Raw genomic sequence first — 16,911 nt, forward strand, 5'->3', positions numbered from 1 at the left:
TGCCGACCAACCGGCCGATCTCCGCGCCGCCCCCGCCGCCGCCCGGGATCACCCCGATCGCCCCGGCCCAGCGCGGCACCGTGCCGCCGGCCGAGGCCGGCGAGCCGTTCCGCCCCACGCTCACCACGGCCGCGATCAACAGCGCCCGGGCCGAGCGGCAGCGGACCATCATCCCGCCGCGGCCCAAGACCACCCCGCCGGAGCCGCCGACCGGTGGCTTCAGCGCCACCGACCTGAGCATTCCGGTGCCGGCGCCGCGGCCCGGCCAGGAGGCCGCTCCCCCGGGTTCCCGGGCCAACTGGCCGCTGGTCAACAACGCCGACGACCAGGACGACCGGGCCAACGAGGCGCCGGCGAGCTACGGGTACGGCGGCCACGGCGTCGACGCGCCCAGCGACCCGGGCCGGGTCACCCCGCCGTGGCTCGCGGACGACCTGCCGCAGGAGCCGCCGATGCTGCGGCTGGTGGAGCCGCCGCCGCTGGCCGACCGCGCCCTGCGCGAAAAGCTCGACCCGCCGACCGACCCGGGCCTGGAGACTCCGTCGCTGCGGCTGGTCGATCGGGACGGTGGCGACCGCTCCGGCCGGCCCGCGCCCCGCGCCGAGGCGCCCGCCCCACTGGAGCGACGTCCCGCCCCCAAGGAGCACCGGCCGCCGCCGGTCTCCGACGAGGGCGACGGTGACCTGCTGATTTTCGCGCAGGCGAAGTCCGCCTGGTTCGTCGGGCACGGCGAGGACGCCGACCTCGACTGGTCGAGCACCGCGGACAGCGGCTGGCAGGCGGCCTCGCAGCTGGCCAGCCCGGCCGTCGGCGCGGAGACCAAGGCCGGCCTGCCGAAGCGGGTGCCGCAGGCCAACCTGGTGCCGGGCTCGCCGCTGCGCGACGAACGTCCACTGCGGATCGTCCGGAACGCGGCCAGCCTCGCCGAGAACACCACGGGATACTTCCGGGGTTGGCGGCGCGGCCAGGAGATCGGCGGCTTCGCCGTCGGTGGCCGCCCCGGCCGGGAAGCGGCCGGCGGCTGGGACTTCAGCCGGGACACCGGCGACCGCGATGACGACCGCGAGTACGAGTTCCGTTCCGCCGGTTACCGGTCCTGATCGGAGTCGTCCGGCTTTCCACCTGCGTGTTCCTGCCCACACCGGGATAATTTGACGCCCGGTCGCGCCGGCCGGGAGCATACCCGGCGGAACAGCCGGCGGCGGGCGTCGCCGGGGTGGGAAGGCGGCTCCATTGGCGACACCGGCATTCGACTCCTCCGTGTTCACCCGTCGCGGCGTGCTCGCCGCAGCGGCGAGCACCCTGCTGCTGACCGCGTGCGGCCAGCCGGGCCAGCGACCGGACGACGCGGCGAGCAGCACCGCACCGGGCGGCCAGGAACTGGTGGTCGGGGCCAGCCTCGAGCTGACCGGCAGGGGCGCCGCGCTGGGCGTACTCCAGCGCAACGCCTTGGAGCTCACCGCCGAGTCGCTGAACGTCTCCGGCTTCCCGGTCGGCAACCTGCGGCGCACGGTGCGGCTGGAGATCCGGGACAACGGCAGCGACCCCCGGCTGGCCGCGCGGCACGCCGCCGAGCTGACCCGGCAGGACCAGGTGCACGCCCTGGTCGGCGGCACCCTCGCCGAGACGTCCATGGCCATCGTCGGGGTGGCCCAGCAGCTCCGGGTGCCGTTCCTGTCCCTGGGCACCTGCGACGACATCGTGCTGCCGCTGGCCGAGCGGACGTACGTCTACAAGCTCACGCCGGACGCCGGTGACGTGGCCCGCCGGATGGCGCAGCTGATCGAGTCGCAGCGGGTACGCCGGGTCGCGCTGCTGGCCGTCGAGGGCCTGCACGGGGACTCGGGCGTACGGGCGGTGCGGGGTGCGCTGCGCGCCGCCGGTGTGGAGCTGAGGCGGACGGTACGGCTCTCCGCCGGTGGCCAGGGCTTCGCCTCCGCCACCCAGCGGGCGGCGGCCGTGGAGCCGGACGGGGTGATCATCTGGGCCACCGCCCCGGACTCCGGCAACGCGGCCCGGGAACTGCGCCGGGCCGGCTACCGTGGGCCGCTCTTCTTCGACTCGGGGGCGGTCGCCGAGGACACCCTCGCTCCACGGAACGCCGCCGCGGTCGAGGGGGCGTACGCCGTGCACCCGTCCTGCCTGGCCAACTCCACGTTGACCGCCACCACCACGGCCCAGATGGCCCGCCGGGACTTCACCTTCCGCTACCTCCAGCGGCACGGCACGTTCAGCGGCTTCGCGCCGTACGCCTCGGACGCCCTGCAGCTCCTCGCCTCGGCGGCACGGTCGGCCAGCAGCGTCGACCGTGGACGGCTGCGGGCGTACCTGCAGACCCAGGTGACCGAGGGCATCGCCGGCGCGTACGCCTTCGCCCCGATCCGGCACGGCGGCATGGCGCCCGACTCGCTCGGCGTCTACGTGGTCAGCCGGGGCAGCTGGGCACCCTGGTCCTGACCGTCCACACCGGCCGTCCGCGGCGGACACTCCGGCCCGCGGGCGGCCGCCGTCGTCCGGGCGGGGCCGACCTGAGGACAGCACGAAGCGCCCGGTGACCACTGGTCACCGGGCGCTTCCCGTCGCCGGTCAGGCGGGTGCGACCGCCCGCGAGCGCCGCATGGTGAGCACGTACTCGACCAGGGAGATCAGCACGTGCTTGGTCGACTCCCGGTTCCGGGCGTCGCAGGCCACCACCGGGATGTCGCTCGAGATCGCCAGCGCGTCCCGGACATCCTGCGGGTCGTGGTACTGCATCCCGTCGAAGCAGTTGATGGCCACCAGGTACGGCAGCCGCCGGTGCTCGAAGAAGTCGATGGCGGCGAAGCAGTCCGCCAGTCGGCGGGTGTCGACCAGCACGACGGCGCCGATGGCACCGCGCACCAGCTCGTCCCACATGAACCAGAACCGCGTCTGACCCGGCGTACCGAACAGGTACAGGATCAGGTCACGGTCGATCGAGATACGACCGAAGTCCATCGCCACCGTGGTCGTCGTCTTGCCCGGCACCTGCCGGGTGTCGTCGACGCCCACCCCGGCGGAGGTCATGATCGCCTCGGTGGTCAGCGGCGTGATCTCCGAGACCGAGCCGACCAGCGTCGTCTTGCCGACGCCGAATCCACCGGCGATAACGATCTTCGCCGACGTCACGCGCCCGCTCGGGGCCGGCGGCCGGTGCGACATGTCAGAGCCTGCGAAGTCCACTCAGCACCCTCTCCAGCAGTTCAGTGCCCACCGCGTCGTCGGAGTCGTCCAGGATGGTCGGCTCGTGGACCGCGACCAGGCCGTCCGTCGCCATGTCGGCGATGAGCACCCGGGCCACGCCGAGCGGAAGCTGCATCCGCGCCGCGATCTCGGCGAGCGACTGCACGCGTCCGTCACACAGCGCGGCGATGTACTGGTGTTCACGGCCCTGACCGCCGTTGCCAGTGGCAACGGCGCGACCGCGCACCGTCGTCTCGACGAGCGCCTCCAGGGCGATCTCCAGCCGGGGGCGGGTACGACCGCGGGTCACAGCGTACGGACGGACCAACGCTCCGGTCGGCTCGTCACGATCGGCCATGTCGCCGCTCACCTCCCTCGTACCCGGCACCGGCTCGACCCGGTGGCAATCGTCGATGTTGTAGTTGTTTCCGCTCCTGACCCACCGGTCAGCGCGTCATTCAGCCCATCATCCCCACAGCCGTACGCGGCTGTGGGGTTAGGGCATCGCCCACCCGGTCGACGAGCAGGGCCATCTCGTAACCGACCTGCCCGACGTCGCAGCTGCGCGCGGCGAGGACCGCGAACGACGAGCCGTCCGAGATGGACATCAGGAACAGAAATCCGTTGTCCATCTCCACGACGGTCTGCAGCACCGCCCCGCCCTCGAAGCAGCGGGCCGCGCCCTGGGTCAAACTGACCAGGCCGGACGCGATCGCCGCGAGCTGGTCCGCGCGGTCCCGCGGAAGGTCACGGGACGAAGCGAGGAGCAGGCCGTCGGCGGAGACCGCGACCGCGTGCGCCACTCCGGGCACCCGGTCGGCGAAGTTGGCGAGCAGCCATCCGAGATCCTGCGTACTAGTCATCCTTGTTGCTCCTTCTGCCCGCTCCCGGCCAACGGGCCTGAGCCAGACTGCGAGGACTGCTGACCGTCCGGAGTCGCCTCCGAGCCGGCCGAGTTGCTGTCGGACGGGTTGTTACGCCCCCGCTGCACGCCCCGATGGTAGGCCGAGAGCAGGCCCCGGACACCCTCCGGCGTCCGGCGCTGCACCGACGTGGACGGCTTGTCGATGCCACCCGGCACGAGCTGCGCCATCGGGGTCCGCTTGGGCAGGCCCTTCTGCGTGGTCTCGGCGACCGGGACCTCGGTGGCGGCCGTGGCGGCCCGCCAGCCGTCGTCGGCCACGGTCTGCCAGCCGGCGGACTGCGGCTGCGGCCGCCGGTTGGGCAGCGCCTCGGCGTAACCGGGGCGCCCGCCCGCGTTCGCCGCTCCGTCGTCGCGCGGCGCTCCGCCGGCCGCCGGGTTGTGTGCCATCGGCGTGTTACCTGTCGTTGCGGATGGTGTCTGCTGGACGGCCCGACCGGTGGCGTCGACCTTGGCGAACTGCTGGGTCGCGGCGCCGTTCGTCGCCGCGGCCTGGGCCGCGGCGGCCTCCTCGTTCGGGCCGGGCCGACGGGTGCGGAACCAGGCCGACTCCAGCTCCCGGAAGATCGGCAGCTCCATCGTCTCGTCCGCGTACCGCTGGCGGTTGCCCGCCTGCTGCGGGGTCGGCCGCGGTGCCGGTGCCGGCGCCGGTGCCGGTGCCGGTGCGGGCCGGCTGACGGCCGGTGGCGTGACGGCCGGCGGGGTCTCCGGCCGGGTCACCCGCGGCAGCTCGGTGGTCATGTCCAGGCCGGCCGCGAGGCGGTCCGGCACCGCGGGGGCGGCGGGGTCCGGCGAGGCGACCGGCGGCCAGACCGGCGGCGCGCCCACGCCGGGCGGCCCAGCCTGCGGACGCGGCGGAACCTGGCTCGCCGGCGGCACCGAGACCGGCTGGCCCGGAGCGGGCGACGCCGACACCGGCTGGCCCGAGTACGGCTGACCGGAGTACGGCTGACCGGAGTACGGCTGGCCGGAATACGGCTGGCTGGACACCGGCTGACCGGAAACGGGCTGGCCGGAGACCGGCGAGGCGGACATCGGGACGCCGGAGATCGGCGGCAGCGGCGGCGCCGAGACCGGCGGCACGGGTGGCGCGGACACCGGCGGCGGGTTGTACGGCCGCGCCTCCGGGCTGCTCGGCAGCTGCCGCGGGATGGGCGGCTGCTGACCGGTGGTGGCCGGGTCGCCCTCGGCCGGGTGGCGCCGCTGCGGCAGCGGATCGATCGGCTGGCCGTTGGACGGCCGCGGGGTGAAGGCGTCGCCGCCGAGTGCGCCGGCGCCGGTGAGGTCCGACCAGGCCGGCATCGAGCGCGGCGCGGCCGGGGTGCCCGCGCCGTTGCGCTGCGCCGGGTCGAACGCGCGACCGCCGAGGGTGACCTGGTTGCCGGACGCGCCGGGGCGCGGGGCCGGCGGCGTGCCCGGGCCGTGCGGGCCGTTGCCGAGGGCGGCGAGGGCGCCGAACGCCGGGGCCGGACCGCTCTGCTGCGGGCCGGTGTTGGCGGCCGGCAGGGCCTGCGGGCCCCGGCCGGAGAGGGCGCGCGGCACCAGGACCGACGGGGGCAGGGTGACGTCGGCGACCGTACCGCGGTCGGCGCCGGGCCGGAGCTCGACCTTGACGCCGTGCCGGGACGACAGCCGGGCGACCACGACCAGACCCATCATCCGGGAGACCGCCACGTCCACCTGCGGCGGCGTGGCGAGCCGCTCGTTCAGCTCGCGCAGCTGCTCCGGGCCGATGCCGATGCCCCGGTCCTCCACGTAGAGGGAGGCGCGGTCGCCCACCCGCCGGGCCTCCACCATGACGTGCGAGTCCGGCGGGGAGAAGGCGGTGGCGTTGTCGAACAGCTCGGCGACCAGGTGCACGAGGTCGTTGACCGCGTGCGCGGCGATCTCGATGTCCCGGTCGATCACGCCGAACTCGATCCGGGTGTAGTGCTCGACCTCGGACTGGGCGGCGCGGAGCACGTCGATCAGGGCGGCCGGCTCACGCTGCACACGGGTGGAGTCCGCACCGGCGAGGACCAGCAGGTTCTCGTCGTTGCGGCGCATCCGGGTGGCCAGGTGGTCGAGCTGGAAGAGCTCGGCCAGCCGATCCGGGTCCTCCTCGCCGCGCTCCAACCGGTCGAGGTGACCGATCAGGCGGTCGACCAGGATCTGGGACCGGCGCGCCAGGTTGACGAACATCGTCGCGACGGACGCCCGGAGGGCGGCCTGCTCGGCCGCGGTCCGGACCGCCTCCAGGTGGACGGCGTTGAACGCCTCGGTCACCTGGCCGAACTCGTCCTTGCTGCGGACCGGGAGCGGCTCGGCGATCTGGTTGGCCAGCTGCACCGGGGAGAGCTGACCGGTGACCTGCGGGTCCCGCAGCCGGGCCACCGCCTGCGGCAGGCCGTACTGGGCCACCGAGAGGGCGCCCTGGCGCAGGTCGCGCAGCGAGCGGGCCATCGAGCGGGCGACCAGGTACGCGAAGAGGATCGCCAGCAGCAGCATGGTCAGCAGCAGGCCGGTCTCCAGGAAGACCTGGCGCTGCGTGTCACTCCGCAGCTCCTCGGCCTTGCGGACCGAGTTGCCGTCAAGCCGCGACTCCACCGTACGGATCAGCTTGGCGTTGGCCACCATGGCCGCGTCCCACTGGTCCGGGCCGAACTTGAGCCCGGCCAGGCTGCCGGTGATCGTGGTCTTGGTCTTGATCTCGTCCTGGTAGGCCGTCGACTCGCGCAGGTCCGAGCCGGACACGACCTGGTCGTAGAACTCCGCGTCGGCCTGGTTGGCGACCGCCTTGAAGCTCTGCAGCGCCTGGGACTGGCCGGTGCCGGTGGCGATGAAGTCGTCGCGCAGGACCGGGTTGAGGTTCTTCTGCACCAGCGCCTGGTGGACCACCACGCGGCGCCGGGAGAGCCACTCCTTCTGCCGCGCGACCGCCGCGGCGGCCCGCATCCGGTCACTCAGGTCGTTGTCGCCGGCGAGCTGGGTCGACGAGTCGCGGACCGAGAGCAGGTTGTCGATCAGACCCTGGTACAGCTTCTCCGCGTCGCTGATCGTCAGCTTGCCGTTGAGCACCTGGCTGCGGGTGCCCGGCAGGTCGGAGAGGCTCTCGTCGATCTGGTCGAGCAGCGCCTCGAAGTTTCTCGGCAGGTTGTCGATCTCGAGCCGTTGCCGTGAGTACGGCGTCTTCGCCTGGTCCACCCGCTGGTTGGCCCGGTTGAAGGCCTCCTGGTACTGGGCGTTCTGCTGCGTCTTCTGTGCGTTGGTGGTGCCGTTGTTGGCACCCAACCACAGCACCGCCGCGACCCGCTCGTCCTGCAGTGTGTCAACCAGGTCACCGGAGTAGCCGATGAGGTTGGCCAGGTTGCCGGCCCGGTTGGCATTGTTGAGCGTCTGCAGGTGGTCGACCAGACCGCTGGTGCCGACCACGACCGTGGCGATGGTCGGCACGATCATGATCAGACCGAGCTTGGACCAGATCGGCATGTCGCGGAGCCGGCTGGCCGGCCGGCGCAGACGCGACAGGAAGGAGCCCGCCGTCGTTGGCCGTTTGCTCACGTCACCGCCCTCGCATTACCGCGTACGGACGTCGCCTCTGGGCAACGCCGAGCGACCGACCCGGCGGGTCGGACCTCCGAGATTCCATCACGCCGCCTCGCAAAGAGAAAGCCCAGGTTGTCCCTCGCGGACGGTGTGATGAGATGTTGATGCAATTTGATAGCAATCCGTCTGGCCGGAGTCACTCAAAGTAATGGCACATCGTCACCGCGTCGTCCTGCTCGCCGGACCCTCCGGCTCCGGAAAGTCGTACATTGCCCATCGAACCGGACTCCCGGTGCTCTGTTTGGACGACTTCTACAAGGACGGCGATGACCCTACGTGTCCGCGTCGAAACGGACAGGTGGACTGGGAGTCCCCGCTGTCCTGGGACGCGGACGCAGCGGTGGACACCATTGCCCGACTTGCCCGGGACGGCAAGGCCGAAGTGCCGGTTTATGCGATCGGCGCAGACCGGCGGGTGGCCACCCGGCCATTCGACGTCACCGATTCGCCATTTTTCGTCGCCGAAGGGATCTTCGCGGCCGAGATCGTCGCCGAGTGCCGGCGCCGCGGCCTACTCGCCGGGGCGTACGCGCTCCGCCGGCCGCGCGGGGCGACCTTCATCCGCCGGCTCGCCCGGGATCTGGCCGAGCAGCGCAAGGCGCCCCGGGTGCTGATCCGCCGCGGGGTGGCGTTGCTGCGCGCGGAGCCGGCGGTGCTGCGCCGGCAGACCGGGCTGGGTGCCGAGGCGGCCCGGGCCGGCGAGGTGCTGCGCCGGGTGGCGGCCCTGCTCGCCGGCCACCCGCACCCGCACTCCTGATCAGCCGATCACCTTGGCGTACGCCGGCTTGATCACCTCGTCGATGATCCGCAGGCGCTCGTCGAACGGGATGAAGGCGCTCTTCATCGCGTTGATGGTGAACCACTGGAGTTCCTTCCAGCCGTAGCCGAAGGCGTCCACCAGCAGCGCCATCTCCCGGGACATGGAGGTGCCGCTCATCAGCCGGTTGTCGGTGTTGACCGTCACCCGGAAGCGCAGGTCGCGGAGCAGCCCGATCGGGTGGTCGGCGATCGAGGCCGCCGCCCCGGTCTGCACGTTCGACGACGGGCACAGCTCCAGCGGGATCCGCTTGTCCCGGACGTACGCGGCCAGCCGGCCCAGCACCGGCGGGTTCCCCGGGGTGATGTCGTCGACGATCCGGACGCCGTGGCCGAGCCGGTCCGCGCCGCACCACTGGATCGCCTGCCAGATCGACGGCAGCCCGAACGCCTCGCCGGCGTGGATGGTGAAGTGGAAGTTCTCCCGCTGGAGGTACTCGAAGGCGTCCAGGTGCCGGGTGGGCGGGAAACCCGCCTCCGCCCCGGCGATGTCGAAGCCGACCACCCCGGTGTCCCGGTGCCGGACGGCCAGCTCGGCGATCTCCTGGGACCGGGCCGCGTGCCGCATCGCGGTCAGCAGCGTGCCGACCCGGATCGGGTGACCCGCCTCGGCGGCCAGCGCGCTGCCCTCCCGGAAGCCGGTGACCACCGCGTCAACCACCTCATCGAGGGTGAGATCCTGCTCCAGGTGCTGCTCGGGGGCGAACCGCACCTCGGCGTAGACCACGCCGTCGGTGGCCAGGTCGAGGGCGCACTCGCGGGCGACCCGACGCAGTGCCGGCGCGGTCTGCATCACCGCCACGGTGTGCGCGAAGGTCTCCAGGTAGCGCTCCAGCGAACCGGAGTTCGCCGCGTCGACGAACCAGCGGCCCAGCGCTTCGGCGTCGGTGGTGGGCAGCTCGTGGCCGACCTCGGCGGCCAGCTCCACGATCGTCGCCGGCCGCAGACCGCCGTCGAGGTGGTCGTGCAGCAACGCCTTCGGGACCTTGACGATGTCCTCGTACGAGATTGCGACCATGTCCAGACCCTAGTCACCACGGGTACGGACGCGGCACGGGACCGGTCAGGGCCGCCAGCCGTACACCCGCTCGACCGCGAGGCGGAGCACGAGCCGGCCGTCGGCGACCATGGCCGCCCGGTAGTCCGCCCAGTCCGGGTGCTCACCCCGGATCCGGCGGTAGACCTCGACCAGCTCGTCGACCGTGGCGTCGTCGGTGGCCGCCGCCGCGGGGGTGAGGGTCACCACGCCCTCGGCCACCGCGTACGCCCCGCCGTCGGGGGTGGTGACGTGGAGGCTGGCCCGCGGGTCGCGGCGCAGGTTGCGCACCTTGGCCCGGTCGCCGGTGGTGGAGCAGCGGATCAGCCCCGGCTCGGCCAGGTAGTCCAGGTTCGACAGCTGCGGGCGGCCGTCCCGGCGCAGGGTGACCAGCACCCCGCGCCCCCGCTCGCCGAACAGCTCCCACAGCCGCTCGCTCATGCCGCCACCCGCAGCGGCGCGAGGGCGGCGGCCAGCCGGGCGAGCTGGTCGAGCATCAGCTCCGCGGCCGTCTCGCGGCCCGGGTCCGGCAGCAGCTCGCCGGCCTCGTCGAGCGCCTGGCGCAGGAAGACCGTCACCGCCTCGTTGACCGGGACCATGTTCAAGGTGGTGACCACCTGCTTGATCATCTGCACCGCGCGCAGGCCGCCGGAGGTCATGCCGTAGCTGACGAAGCCCACCGGCTTGTGGCGCCACTCGTGGTACAGGTAGTCGATCGCGTTCTTGAGCGGCGCACTGAAGCCGTAGTTGTACTCCGGCATCACGAGGACGAAGGCGTCCGCGGCGGCCGTGGTGGCGCTCCACTCCCGGGTGTGCCGGTGCAGGTAGGTCCCCTCCGAGGGGTGGTACGGCTCGTCGTGGAAGGGGAGCCCGACCTCGGCGAGGTCGACCAGGCGTACGTCGTCGAAGCCGCCGTGGCGGACGGCGGCCGCGGTGAACCAGTCACCGATCCGCCGGCCCACCCGGCCGGGGCGGGTGCTGGCGACGATCACGTTCAGGCGGGGCATGGCGGGGTCACTCCTGTCGGGACGGCGCGGCCGGGGGCCGGCGCGGCGAGTCGAGGGATGAGGAACTGGGCGAGCGGGCCGATGGCGACCGCGTAGAGCACCGTGCCGGGCCCGACGGTGCCGCCGAGCAGCCAGCCGGCGGCGAGCACGACCAGCTCGATCGAGGTGCGGGCGCGGCCGATCGGCAGGCCGAGCCCGGCCAGGCCGGTCATCAGGCCGTCCCGCGGGCCGGGGCCGAGCCGGGCGCCGAGGTAGAGGGCGGTGGCCACCCCGTTGAGCAGGATCCCGGCGAGCAGCAGCGGGATCCGGACGGCCAGCGACCCGACCGGGGGCAGGAGCGCCAGGACCGCGTCCAGGGCCAGCCCGACCAGCACGACGTTGGCGACGGTGCCGGCGCCGGGCCGCTGCCGCAGCGGGATCCACAGCAGCAGCACCGCCACGGCCACGCCGTTGACCAGCACTCCCATCGGCAGTCCGGTACGGGCGGCGAGGCCCTGGTGCAGCACGTCCCAGGACCCCAGCCCGAGGTCGGCGCGGACCATCAGCGCCACGCTGGCGCCGAAGAGCGCCAGGCCGGACAGGAGCCGGACCAGCCGTCCCGGCAAGTTGGTTGACATGTCATCGACCGTAGGGCGGTTTGGATGACATGTCAACAACTGGGGTAGGATCGGCGCATGGAGGAACCACGCTGGCTGGACGAGCGGGAGGACCGGGCCTGGCGCGGGTACCGCCGGATGCGTCGGCTGCTCGATCTGGAGCTGGCCCGGGAACTGACGCAGGACGCCGGCCTCTCCGAGCCCGACTACGACGTCCTCTCCGACCTCTCCGAGACCCCGGACCAGCGGCTGCGGCTCAGCGAGCTGGCCGACCGGATGCTCTGGTCCCGCAGCCGGCTCTCCCACCACCTGTCCCGGATGCAGCAGCGTGGCCTGGTCACCCGCGAGGAGTGCCCCGCCGACGGCCGGGGCTCGGTCGTCGCGCTCACCCCGGCCGGCCGGCAGGCGATCGAGGCCGCCGCCCCCGGTCACGTCGCCGCCGTCCGCCGGCACCTGATCGATCTGCTCACTCCCGAGGAGATCGAGGCGCTCGGCGCGCTGACCCACCGGGTGGTCGACCACCTCGCCGGCGACCACCGCCGGCGCGGCCGGGCGGAGGGCTAGATGGACCCCCGGATCCTGGCCCGGCTACGCTGCCCGGTCTGCGGCGAACCGCTGGCCGAGGCCGCCGCCGGCACCGCGCGGGCGCTGCGCTGCCCGCGCCGGCACAGCTTCGACATCGCCCGGCAGGGGTACGTCAACCTGCTCGCCGGTCGCGCCCCGCACACCGGGGACAGCGCGGAGATGGTCGCCGCCCGCGCCGACTTCCTCGCCGCCGGCCACTACGCCGCCGTCGCCGCCGCCCTGGCCGCCGCCGCGGCGGACGCCACCGCCCGCGGCGACGGGGCCGTTCCGTACCCGCTGGTGGTGGACGCCGGCGCGGGCACCGGCTGGTACCTCGCGGCGGTGCTGGCGGCCCTCCCCGACGCCGTCGGTCTGGCCCTGGACGTCTCCAAGCCGGCACTGCGCCGCGCGGCCCGGGCCCATCCGCGCGCGGCGGCGGCGCTGGCCGACACCTGGCAGCGGCTCCCGCTGGCCGACCACGGTGCCGCCGTGCTGCTCAACGTCTTCGCACCGCGCAACGGCGCGGAGTTCCACCGGGTCCTCGACCCGGCGGGCGCGCTGCTGGTGGTCACCCCCGCCGAGGACCATCTCGCCGAGCTGGTGGACGCGCTCGACCTGCTGCGGGTGGACCCGGCCAAGGCGGACCGGGTCGCCGGCAGCCTGGGCGGACACTTCACCGAGGAGTCGACCGTGGTGCACCGGGCCCGGCCGGCGCTGACCCGGACCGAGGTGGCCACCCTGGTCGGGATGGGACCCAGCGCCTGGCATGCCGACCCGGCCCGGCTCGCCGAACGGATCGCCGCGCTGCCCGAGCCGGTGCCGGTTACCGTCGCCGTCCGGCTCGGCGTGCACCGGCCGCGCTAGGTCGAGAGGTCGACCTCTTCCCAGCCCGGCGGCTCGTCGTGGTAGGGCCCGCGGAGCACCACCGCCCACTCCAGCGCCCACCGGCGCTGCCCGATGGCGTTCGCGTCCACCAGCCCGGGCAGCGCCCGGCCGGCCCGCTCCGACTCGAGGTACGCCCAGTCCAGGCAGTAGTGCAGGTCCAGCAGGGCGGCGGCGTCGCCCGGATGCTGCGGGGCGGCCAGGATGCGCGCCCGCCACTGCGGGAAGGTCTCCCCGGCGACCAGGTTCGGCATCCGCTCGACCAGCCGCTCGTCCACCGGCACCGTGGGATCCAGCTCCTTGGTCAGCCCGAGCACCCAGGCCAGCGAGAAGAGCGCGTCGTGGTGCAGCACGAAGGAGCGGTGGTCACCCTTGCCGCCCATCACGAACTGCCACTCCGGCGGGGTGACCGTCTCGACCAGGTGCGACTCCAGCAGCCAGCTCATCGCCGCCTGCGGGGGCATCCCGAAGCACCGGGCGAGGATCAGGTGCAGCACCGCGATCCGGGCCTCGATCTCGGCGGTGGGCCGCAGCTCGATCTCGTCCCCGGGCTCCCACACCAGCGGAAACTGCGGCGGCGGCAGCGGCAGACCCAGCCGGGACAGCTCGTCGAGGCTCGCCTCACGGACGGCCCGGGGGTCGGGGGCGGGTACGCGCACGGCTCAGGTCCCTGTCTGCTCGCATCGGCTCATCGCCGGTCGTCCCCCCTGGCCAGGCAGAATAGCGGTCCGGGCGGGCCGGGCACCATGGCCCGCCCGGACCGGAAAGATCAACTGACCCGCTCGATGACCAGCGGCGTTCCGGCCGGGGCGTCCGGCGCGATCCGCACCGCCCGCTCCGCCTCGGCGAGCGCGGCCGGGATCCGCTCGGCGTGCTCGGCACGCAGCTCGTACAGGGGCTCGCCCGCGCGTACCGGGTCGCCGGGGCGCTTGTGCAGCACCACACCGGCCGGGATGCTGACCGGGTCCTCCTTGCGGGCCCGCCCGGCGCCCAGCCGCCACGCGGCCACCCCGATGGCGTACGCGTCGATCCCGGCGACGTAGCCGTCCTCGGTCGCGCGGACCACCTCGACCTCGTTGGCGCTCGGCATCGGGGCGTCCGGGTCGCCGCCCTGCGCACGGATCATCGTCCGCCAGGCGTCCATCGCCCGGCCGTCCCGCAGCGCCGCCTCCGGGTCGGCGTCCGGCAGGCCGGCCGCCGCCAGCATCTCCCGGGCCAGCGCCAGGGTCAGCTCCACCACGTCGGCGGGGCCGCCGCCGGCCAGCACCTCGAGCGACTCGGTCACCTCGACCGCGTTGCCGACGGTCCGGCCGAGCGGGGTGGACATGTCGGTCAGCAGGGCGACCGTCCGCACGCCGTGCGCCTTGCCCAGCTCGACCATCGTCCGGGCCAGCTCGCGGGCGTCGTCGACGTTCTTCATGAACGCGCCGGAGCCCACCTTCACGTCGAGCACCAGGGCCCCGGTCCCCTCGGCGATCTTCTTGCTCATGATCGAACTGGCGATCAGCGGGATCGCCTCGACGGTGCCGGTGACGTCGCGGAGCGCGTACAGCTTGCGGTCGGCCGGGGCGAGCCCCTCGCCGGCCGCGCAGATCACCGCGCCGACGTCGCGGAGCTGGGCGATGAACTCGTCGTTGCTGAGCGCCGCCCGCCAGCCCGGGATCGACTCCAGCTTGTCCAGGGTGCCGCCGGTGTGCCCGAGGCCGCGCCCGGAGAGCTGGGGCACGGCGGCGCCGCAGGCCGCGACGAGCGGAGTGAGCGGAAGGGTGATCTTGTCGCCGACGCCGCCGGTCGAGTGCTTGTCCACGGTCGGCCGGGACACCGGGGAGAGGTCCAGCCGCTCGCCGCTGGCGATCATCGCGGCGGTCCAGCGGGCGATCTCCGACGCGCTCATGCCGCGCAGCAGGATCGCCATGGCCAGCGCCGACATCTGCTCGTCGGCCACCAGCCCCCGGGTGTACGCGTCGACGACCCAGTCGATCTGCCCGTCGCTCAGCACGCCACCGTCCCGCTTGGTCCGGATGACGTCAACCGCCGTAAAAGCACTCACCTTTGAGTTCCCATCAATAGATCAATCACGCGCGTCGGACACCAGCCGCGCCCGCACGACGAAGGCCAACCACCGAGGGATCGGGCCTGCCGTGACCGGCGGAGGGATCAAGCCTGACCGCCCGGAGCCGGGCACGGCAGGCCCGGTCCCCCAAGCTCAGCCACCGGACCAGCGAACCGGAATCTCCAACGGAGGCTCGCCCTCGCCGGCCCAGAAGATGGTGCCCGACGCGTCCACCACGACCACCCGCGGCGTCCGGGCCAGGCCCCAGGTGACCGCCTCGGCCGGGTCGTCCCAGGTCGGGCCCTCCTCCAGCACGCCGGTCTCGGCGCCCTCGGTGTCCCCGGCCGACCGCTCCCAGTAGGCCGTCCAGACCTGCCGCCCGGCCGAGAGGTCCGGGTGCACGAAGACGGTGCCCCGGCCACGCCAGGCCGCTAGCCGGTCCGGCACCACCGGCACCGGTTGCTCGCCGGTCACCGCCTCCAGGTCGGCCACGTCGAAGGCGTGCGGCAGCAGCTCGGCCATCCGCAGCGGGCCGCCCTTCGCCTCGATCAGGCACTCCGGGCCGCCCTGCTCCCAGAGCAGCTGCCGGCACCGGCCGCAGGGCATCAGCGGCTCCCCGGTGGCGTCGACGCAGGACAGGGCGACGATCCGGCCGCCGCCGGTGGCGTGCAGCGAGGAGACCACGCCGCACTCGGCGCAGAGGACCACCCCGTACGCGGCGTTCTCCACGTTGCAGCCGACCACCACCCGGCCGTCGTCGACCAGGGCGGCCGCCCCGACCGGGAACTTCGAGTACGGCACGTACGCGTGCCGCATCACCTCGGTGGCGGCGGCCCGCAGCCGCTCCCAGTCGATTTCCATCACGTCCCCCATTCTGCCCAATTCACGCTGATCGGTCGCGGTCGCAGCTGCGGAGACGACCGTGCCCGGCGGGTCTCCCCACCGGGCACGCTGCGTCGCGGGCGGTCAGCCCTTGATGTACGGCTTGCCGTCGGCGGCGGGTGCCCGGACCCTGCCGACCAGGCCGGCCACGGCCAGGATCGTCGCCAGGTACGGCAGCATCGCCAGGAACTGGCTCGGGATGCTGCTGCCGATGGCGCCCAGGTACGTGGCGAGCTGGTCGGCGAAGCCGAAGAAGAGCGCTGCGAGCAGCGCGCCGGTCGGGCTCCACCGGCCGAAGATCAGCGCGGCCAGGGCGATGAAGCCCTTACCGCCGATCATGTTCTTGGTGAAGGAGTAGAGCGCCAGGGTGTACGAGGCGCCACCCACGCCGGCCACCAGACCAGCCATGATCACGTTGCGGTAGCGCAGCCGCAGCACCTTCACGCCCAGGGTGTCGGCGGCGGTCGGGTGCTCGCCCACCGACCGGGTCCGCAGCCCCCACCGGGTACGGAACAGCGCGATGTGGATGACCAGCACCAGCAGCAGGCCGAGGTAGAGGAAGATGTTGCCCCGGAACAGCGCCGGACCGATCAGCGGGATGTCCTTCAGCAGCGGGATCTCCCAGTTGCTGAACCGCGGCGCGCTGTTGTACTTCGTCGCGTCCGTCTGCATCAGCCGCTCGTAGAGGAAGCCGGTGACGCCGACCGCCAGCAGGTTGAGCACGATGCCCATGACCACCTGGTCGACCAGGTAGCGGATGGCGAAGACGGCCAGCAGCAGGGAGATGAGCGCCCCGCCGATCGCGGCCGCGACCAGGCCGACCCAGACGCTGCCGGAGATGCTGCCGAACAGCGCGCCGGAGAAGGCGCCCATCAGCAGCTGGCCCTCGATGGCCACGTTCACCACGCCGGACCGCTCGCAGAGTACGCCGGCCAGCGCGCCGAAGATCAGCGGCAGGGCCAGGATGAACGTGCCCCGCACGATGTTCACCAGCGGCATGAAGTTGCGGCCGTCGGGGGCCGCCGAGACCTGCCAGCAGAGGAAGCTCAGCACGAAGCCGACCAGCCCGACCCCGAGCACCAGGGTGAACCAGCGCTTCGGCACCCCGGCGAGCAGGGCGGCCCCGGCCACGGCGGCGATGACCCCGAACAGGATCGCGCCGACCGTGCCGTTGATCTCCAACGCGGCGCCGCCCTCGGTCTCGCTGAGCGTGAAGCGGGCCTGTTGACCGGTGGCGAGCGCGCCGAACAGGACCGTCGCGAGCACGCCCAACGCCAGCAGGACGGCGCCGGTCTTCCGGGCACGCGTCCAGAAGCCCTCGTCGACCGTGGTCACGGCGACCTCGGGGACAGCGGTGGTGGACATGC

The 16,911-nt window shown here is 73.4% G+C and carries 16 protein-coding genes and 1 pseudogene; 5 read left to right on the plus strand and 12 right to left on the minus strand.

The features are described from left to right. Together EFE23_RS20215 and EFE23_RS20220 are read left to right on the plus strand one after the other, a co-directional pair. A pseudogene (locus EFE23_RS20215) lies at window positions 1–1,100 on the plus strand (transposase); the annotation flags it as partial. A gap of 160 nt (window positions 1,101–1,260) precedes the next feature. After that, a complete protein-coding gene (locus EFE23_RS20220; RefSeq protein WP_233601079.1) occupies window positions 1,261–2,457 on the plus strand; it encodes an ABC transporter substrate-binding protein in 1,197 nt (398 codons plus the stop codon). A gap of 129 nt (window positions 2,458–2,586) precedes the next feature. Here the strand turns inward: EFE23_RS20220 and EFE23_RS20225 are convergent, their stop codons facing one another. From EFE23_RS20225 to EFE23_RS20240, 4 genes are all read right to left on the minus strand, one after another. Next, the gene (locus EFE23_RS20225) at window positions 2,587–3,180 is read right to left on the minus strand and encodes a GTP-binding protein (RefSeq protein ID WP_091669966.1); all 594 of its coding nucleotides are present in this window, start codon (window positions 3,178–3,180) and stop codon (window positions 2,587–2,589) included. Between the two features lies 1 nt (window position 3,181). After that, a complete protein-coding gene (locus tag EFE23_RS20230; protein ID WP_123242533.1) occupies window positions 3,182–3,559 on the minus strand; it encodes a DUF742 domain-containing protein in 378 nt (125 codons plus the stop codon). Window positions 3,560–3,659: 100 nt separating this feature from the next. Continuing rightward, a complete protein-coding gene (locus tag EFE23_RS20235; protein ID WP_013731521.1) occupies window positions 3,660–4,064 on the minus strand; it encodes a roadblock/LC7 domain-containing protein in 405 nt (134 codons plus the stop codon). Further along, window positions 4,061–7,663: a sensor histidine kinase gene (locus EFE23_RS20240; RefSeq protein ID WP_123242514.1), complete on the minus strand. Its 3,603-nt coding sequence runs from the start codon at window positions 7,661–7,663 to the stop codon at window positions 4,061–4,063. Before EFE23_RS20240 ends, EFE23_RS20235 begins: the two co-directional genes overlap by 4 nt. Before the next feature lie 460 nt (window positions 7,664–8,123). Between EFE23_RS20240 and EFE23_RS29055 the strand changes: the two genes are divergently transcribed. Continuing rightward, a complete protein-coding gene (locus tag EFE23_RS29055) occupies window positions 8,124–8,465 on the plus strand; it encodes a hypothetical protein (protein WP_233601080.1) in 342 nt (113 codons plus the stop codon). Here EFE23_RS29055 and EFE23_RS20250 read toward each other — a convergent pair whose 3' ends face one another. From EFE23_RS20250 to yczE, 4 genes are read right to left on the minus strand one after another with little or no spacing between them, the layout of a single operon-like run. After that, a complete protein-coding gene (locus tag EFE23_RS20250) occupies window positions 8,466–9,542 on the minus strand; it encodes an adenosine deaminase (RefSeq protein ID WP_123242516.1) in 1,077 nt (358 codons plus the stop codon). It lies immediately after the preceding gene. 45 nt (window positions 9,543–9,587) lie between these two features. Further along, complete coding sequence (locus EFE23_RS20255; RefSeq protein WP_123242517.1) at window positions 9,588–10,001, minus strand: PPOX class F420-dependent oxidoreductase; 414 nt, start codon at window positions 9,999–10,001, stop codon at window positions 9,588–9,590. After that, complete coding sequence (locus EFE23_RS20260) at window positions 9,998–10,567, minus strand: NADPH-dependent FMN reductase (protein ID WP_123242518.1); 570 nt, start codon at window positions 10,565–10,567, stop codon at window positions 9,998–10,000. Before EFE23_RS20260 ends, EFE23_RS20255 begins: the two co-directional genes overlap by 4 nt. Then, window positions 10,555–11,184, minus strand: a complete 630-nt coding sequence (yczE, locus tag EFE23_RS20265; protein WP_123242519.1) for a membrane protein YczE — start codon at window positions 11,182–11,184, stop codon at window positions 10,555–10,557. Before yczE ends, EFE23_RS20260 begins: the two co-directional genes overlap by 13 nt. A gap of 57 nt (window positions 11,185–11,241) precedes the next feature. On the opposite strand from yczE, the gene EFE23_RS20270 reads away from it, so the two are divergent. Both EFE23_RS20270 and EFE23_RS20275 read left to right on the plus strand, forming a co-directional pair. Next, entirely contained in the window at window positions 11,242–11,727 is a 486-nt protein-coding gene (locus tag EFE23_RS20270; protein ID WP_123242520.1) for a MarR family winged helix-turn-helix transcriptional regulator, read from the plus strand. Continuing rightward, on the plus strand, window positions 11,728–12,591 hold the full coding sequence (locus EFE23_RS20275; protein ID WP_123242521.1) for a putative RNA methyltransferase: 864 nt from the start codon (window positions 11,728–11,730) through the stop codon (window positions 12,589–12,591). Here EFE23_RS20275 and EFE23_RS20280 read toward each other — a convergent pair. From EFE23_RS20280 to EFE23_RS20295, 4 genes are all read right to left on the minus strand, one after another. Further along, window positions 12,588–13,268, minus strand: a complete 681-nt coding sequence (locus EFE23_RS20280) for a DUF4272 domain-containing protein (RefSeq protein WP_123242522.1) — start codon at window positions 13,266–13,268, stop codon at window positions 12,588–12,590. The genes EFE23_RS20275 and EFE23_RS20280 overlap by 4 nt on opposite strands. A gap of 110 nt (window positions 13,269–13,378) precedes the next feature. Then, window positions 13,379–14,659 (minus strand): thymidine phosphorylase, encoded by a 1,281-nt coding sequence (locus tag EFE23_RS20285; RefSeq protein ID WP_123242523.1) that lies wholly within the window; start codon window positions 14,657–14,659, stop codon window positions 13,379–13,381. Between the two features lie 156 nt (window positions 14,660–14,815). Further along, window positions 14,816–15,535, minus strand: a complete 720-nt coding sequence (locus EFE23_RS20290) for a cytidine deaminase (protein ID WP_199737151.1) — start codon at window positions 15,533–15,535, stop codon at window positions 14,816–14,818. A 93-nt stretch (window positions 15,536–15,628) separates the two neighbouring features. Next, window positions 15,629–16,909, minus strand: a complete 1,281-nt coding sequence (locus EFE23_RS20295; RefSeq protein ID WP_123242524.1) for an ABC transporter permease — start codon at window positions 16,907–16,909, stop codon at window positions 15,629–15,631. Between the last annotated feature and the right edge of the window lie 2 nt (window positions 16,910–16,911).

It is taken from the genome of Micromonospora solifontis, from assembly GCF_003725545.1.
Taxonomy (GTDB): domain Bacteria; phylum Actinomycetota; class Actinomycetes; order Mycobacteriales; family Micromonosporaceae; genus Micromonospora; species Micromonospora solifontis.

What these genes read in the sequence shown, in the direction of transcription:
- EFE23_RS20235 (WP_013731521.1), bottom strand. Translation starts at nt 4,064, where the DNA reads ATGACTAGTACGCAGGATCTCGGATGGCTGCTCGCCAACTTCGCCGAC.
- EFE23_RS20275 (WP_123242521.1), top strand. Translation starts at nt 11,728, where the DNA reads ATGGACCCCCGGATCCTGGCCCGGCTACGCTGCCCGGTCTGCGGCGAA.
- EFE23_RS20230 (WP_123242533.1), bottom strand. Translation starts at nt 3,559, where the DNA reads ATGGCCGATCGTGACGAGCCGACCGGAGCGTTGGTCCGTCCGTACGCT.
- EFE23_RS20255 (WP_123242517.1), bottom strand. Translation starts at nt 10,001, where the DNA reads ATGAGCGAGCGGCTGTGGGAGCTGTTCGGCGAGCGGGGGCGCGGGGTG.
- EFE23_RS20260 (WP_123242518.1), bottom strand. Translation starts at nt 10,567, where the DNA reads ATGCCCCGCCTGAACGTGATCGTCGCCAGCACCCGCCCCGGCCGGGTG.
- yczE (WP_123242519.1), bottom strand. Translation starts at nt 11,184, where the DNA reads ATGTCAACCAACTTGCCGGGACGGCTGGTCCGGCTCCTGTCCGGCCTG.
- EFE23_RS20250 (WP_123242516.1), bottom strand. Translation starts at nt 9,542, where the DNA reads ATGGTCGCAATCTCGTACGAGGACATCGTCAAGGTCCCGAAGGCGTTG.
- EFE23_RS20270 (WP_123242520.1), top strand. Translation starts at nt 11,242, where the DNA reads ATGGAGGAACCACGCTGGCTGGACGAGCGGGAGGACCGGGCCTGGCGC.
- EFE23_RS20295 (WP_123242524.1), bottom strand. Translation starts at nt 16,909, where the DNA reads ATGTCCACCACCGCTGTCCCCGAGGTCGCCGTGACCACGGTCGACGAG.
- EFE23_RS20290 (WP_199737151.1), bottom strand. Translation starts at nt 15,535, where the DNA reads ATGGGGGACGTGATGGAAATCGACTGGGAGCGGCTGCGGGCCGCCGCC.
- EFE23_RS20225 (WP_091669966.1), bottom strand. Translation starts at nt 3,180, where the DNA reads ATGTCGCACCGGCCGCCGGCCCCGAGCGGGCGCGTGACGTCGGCGAAG.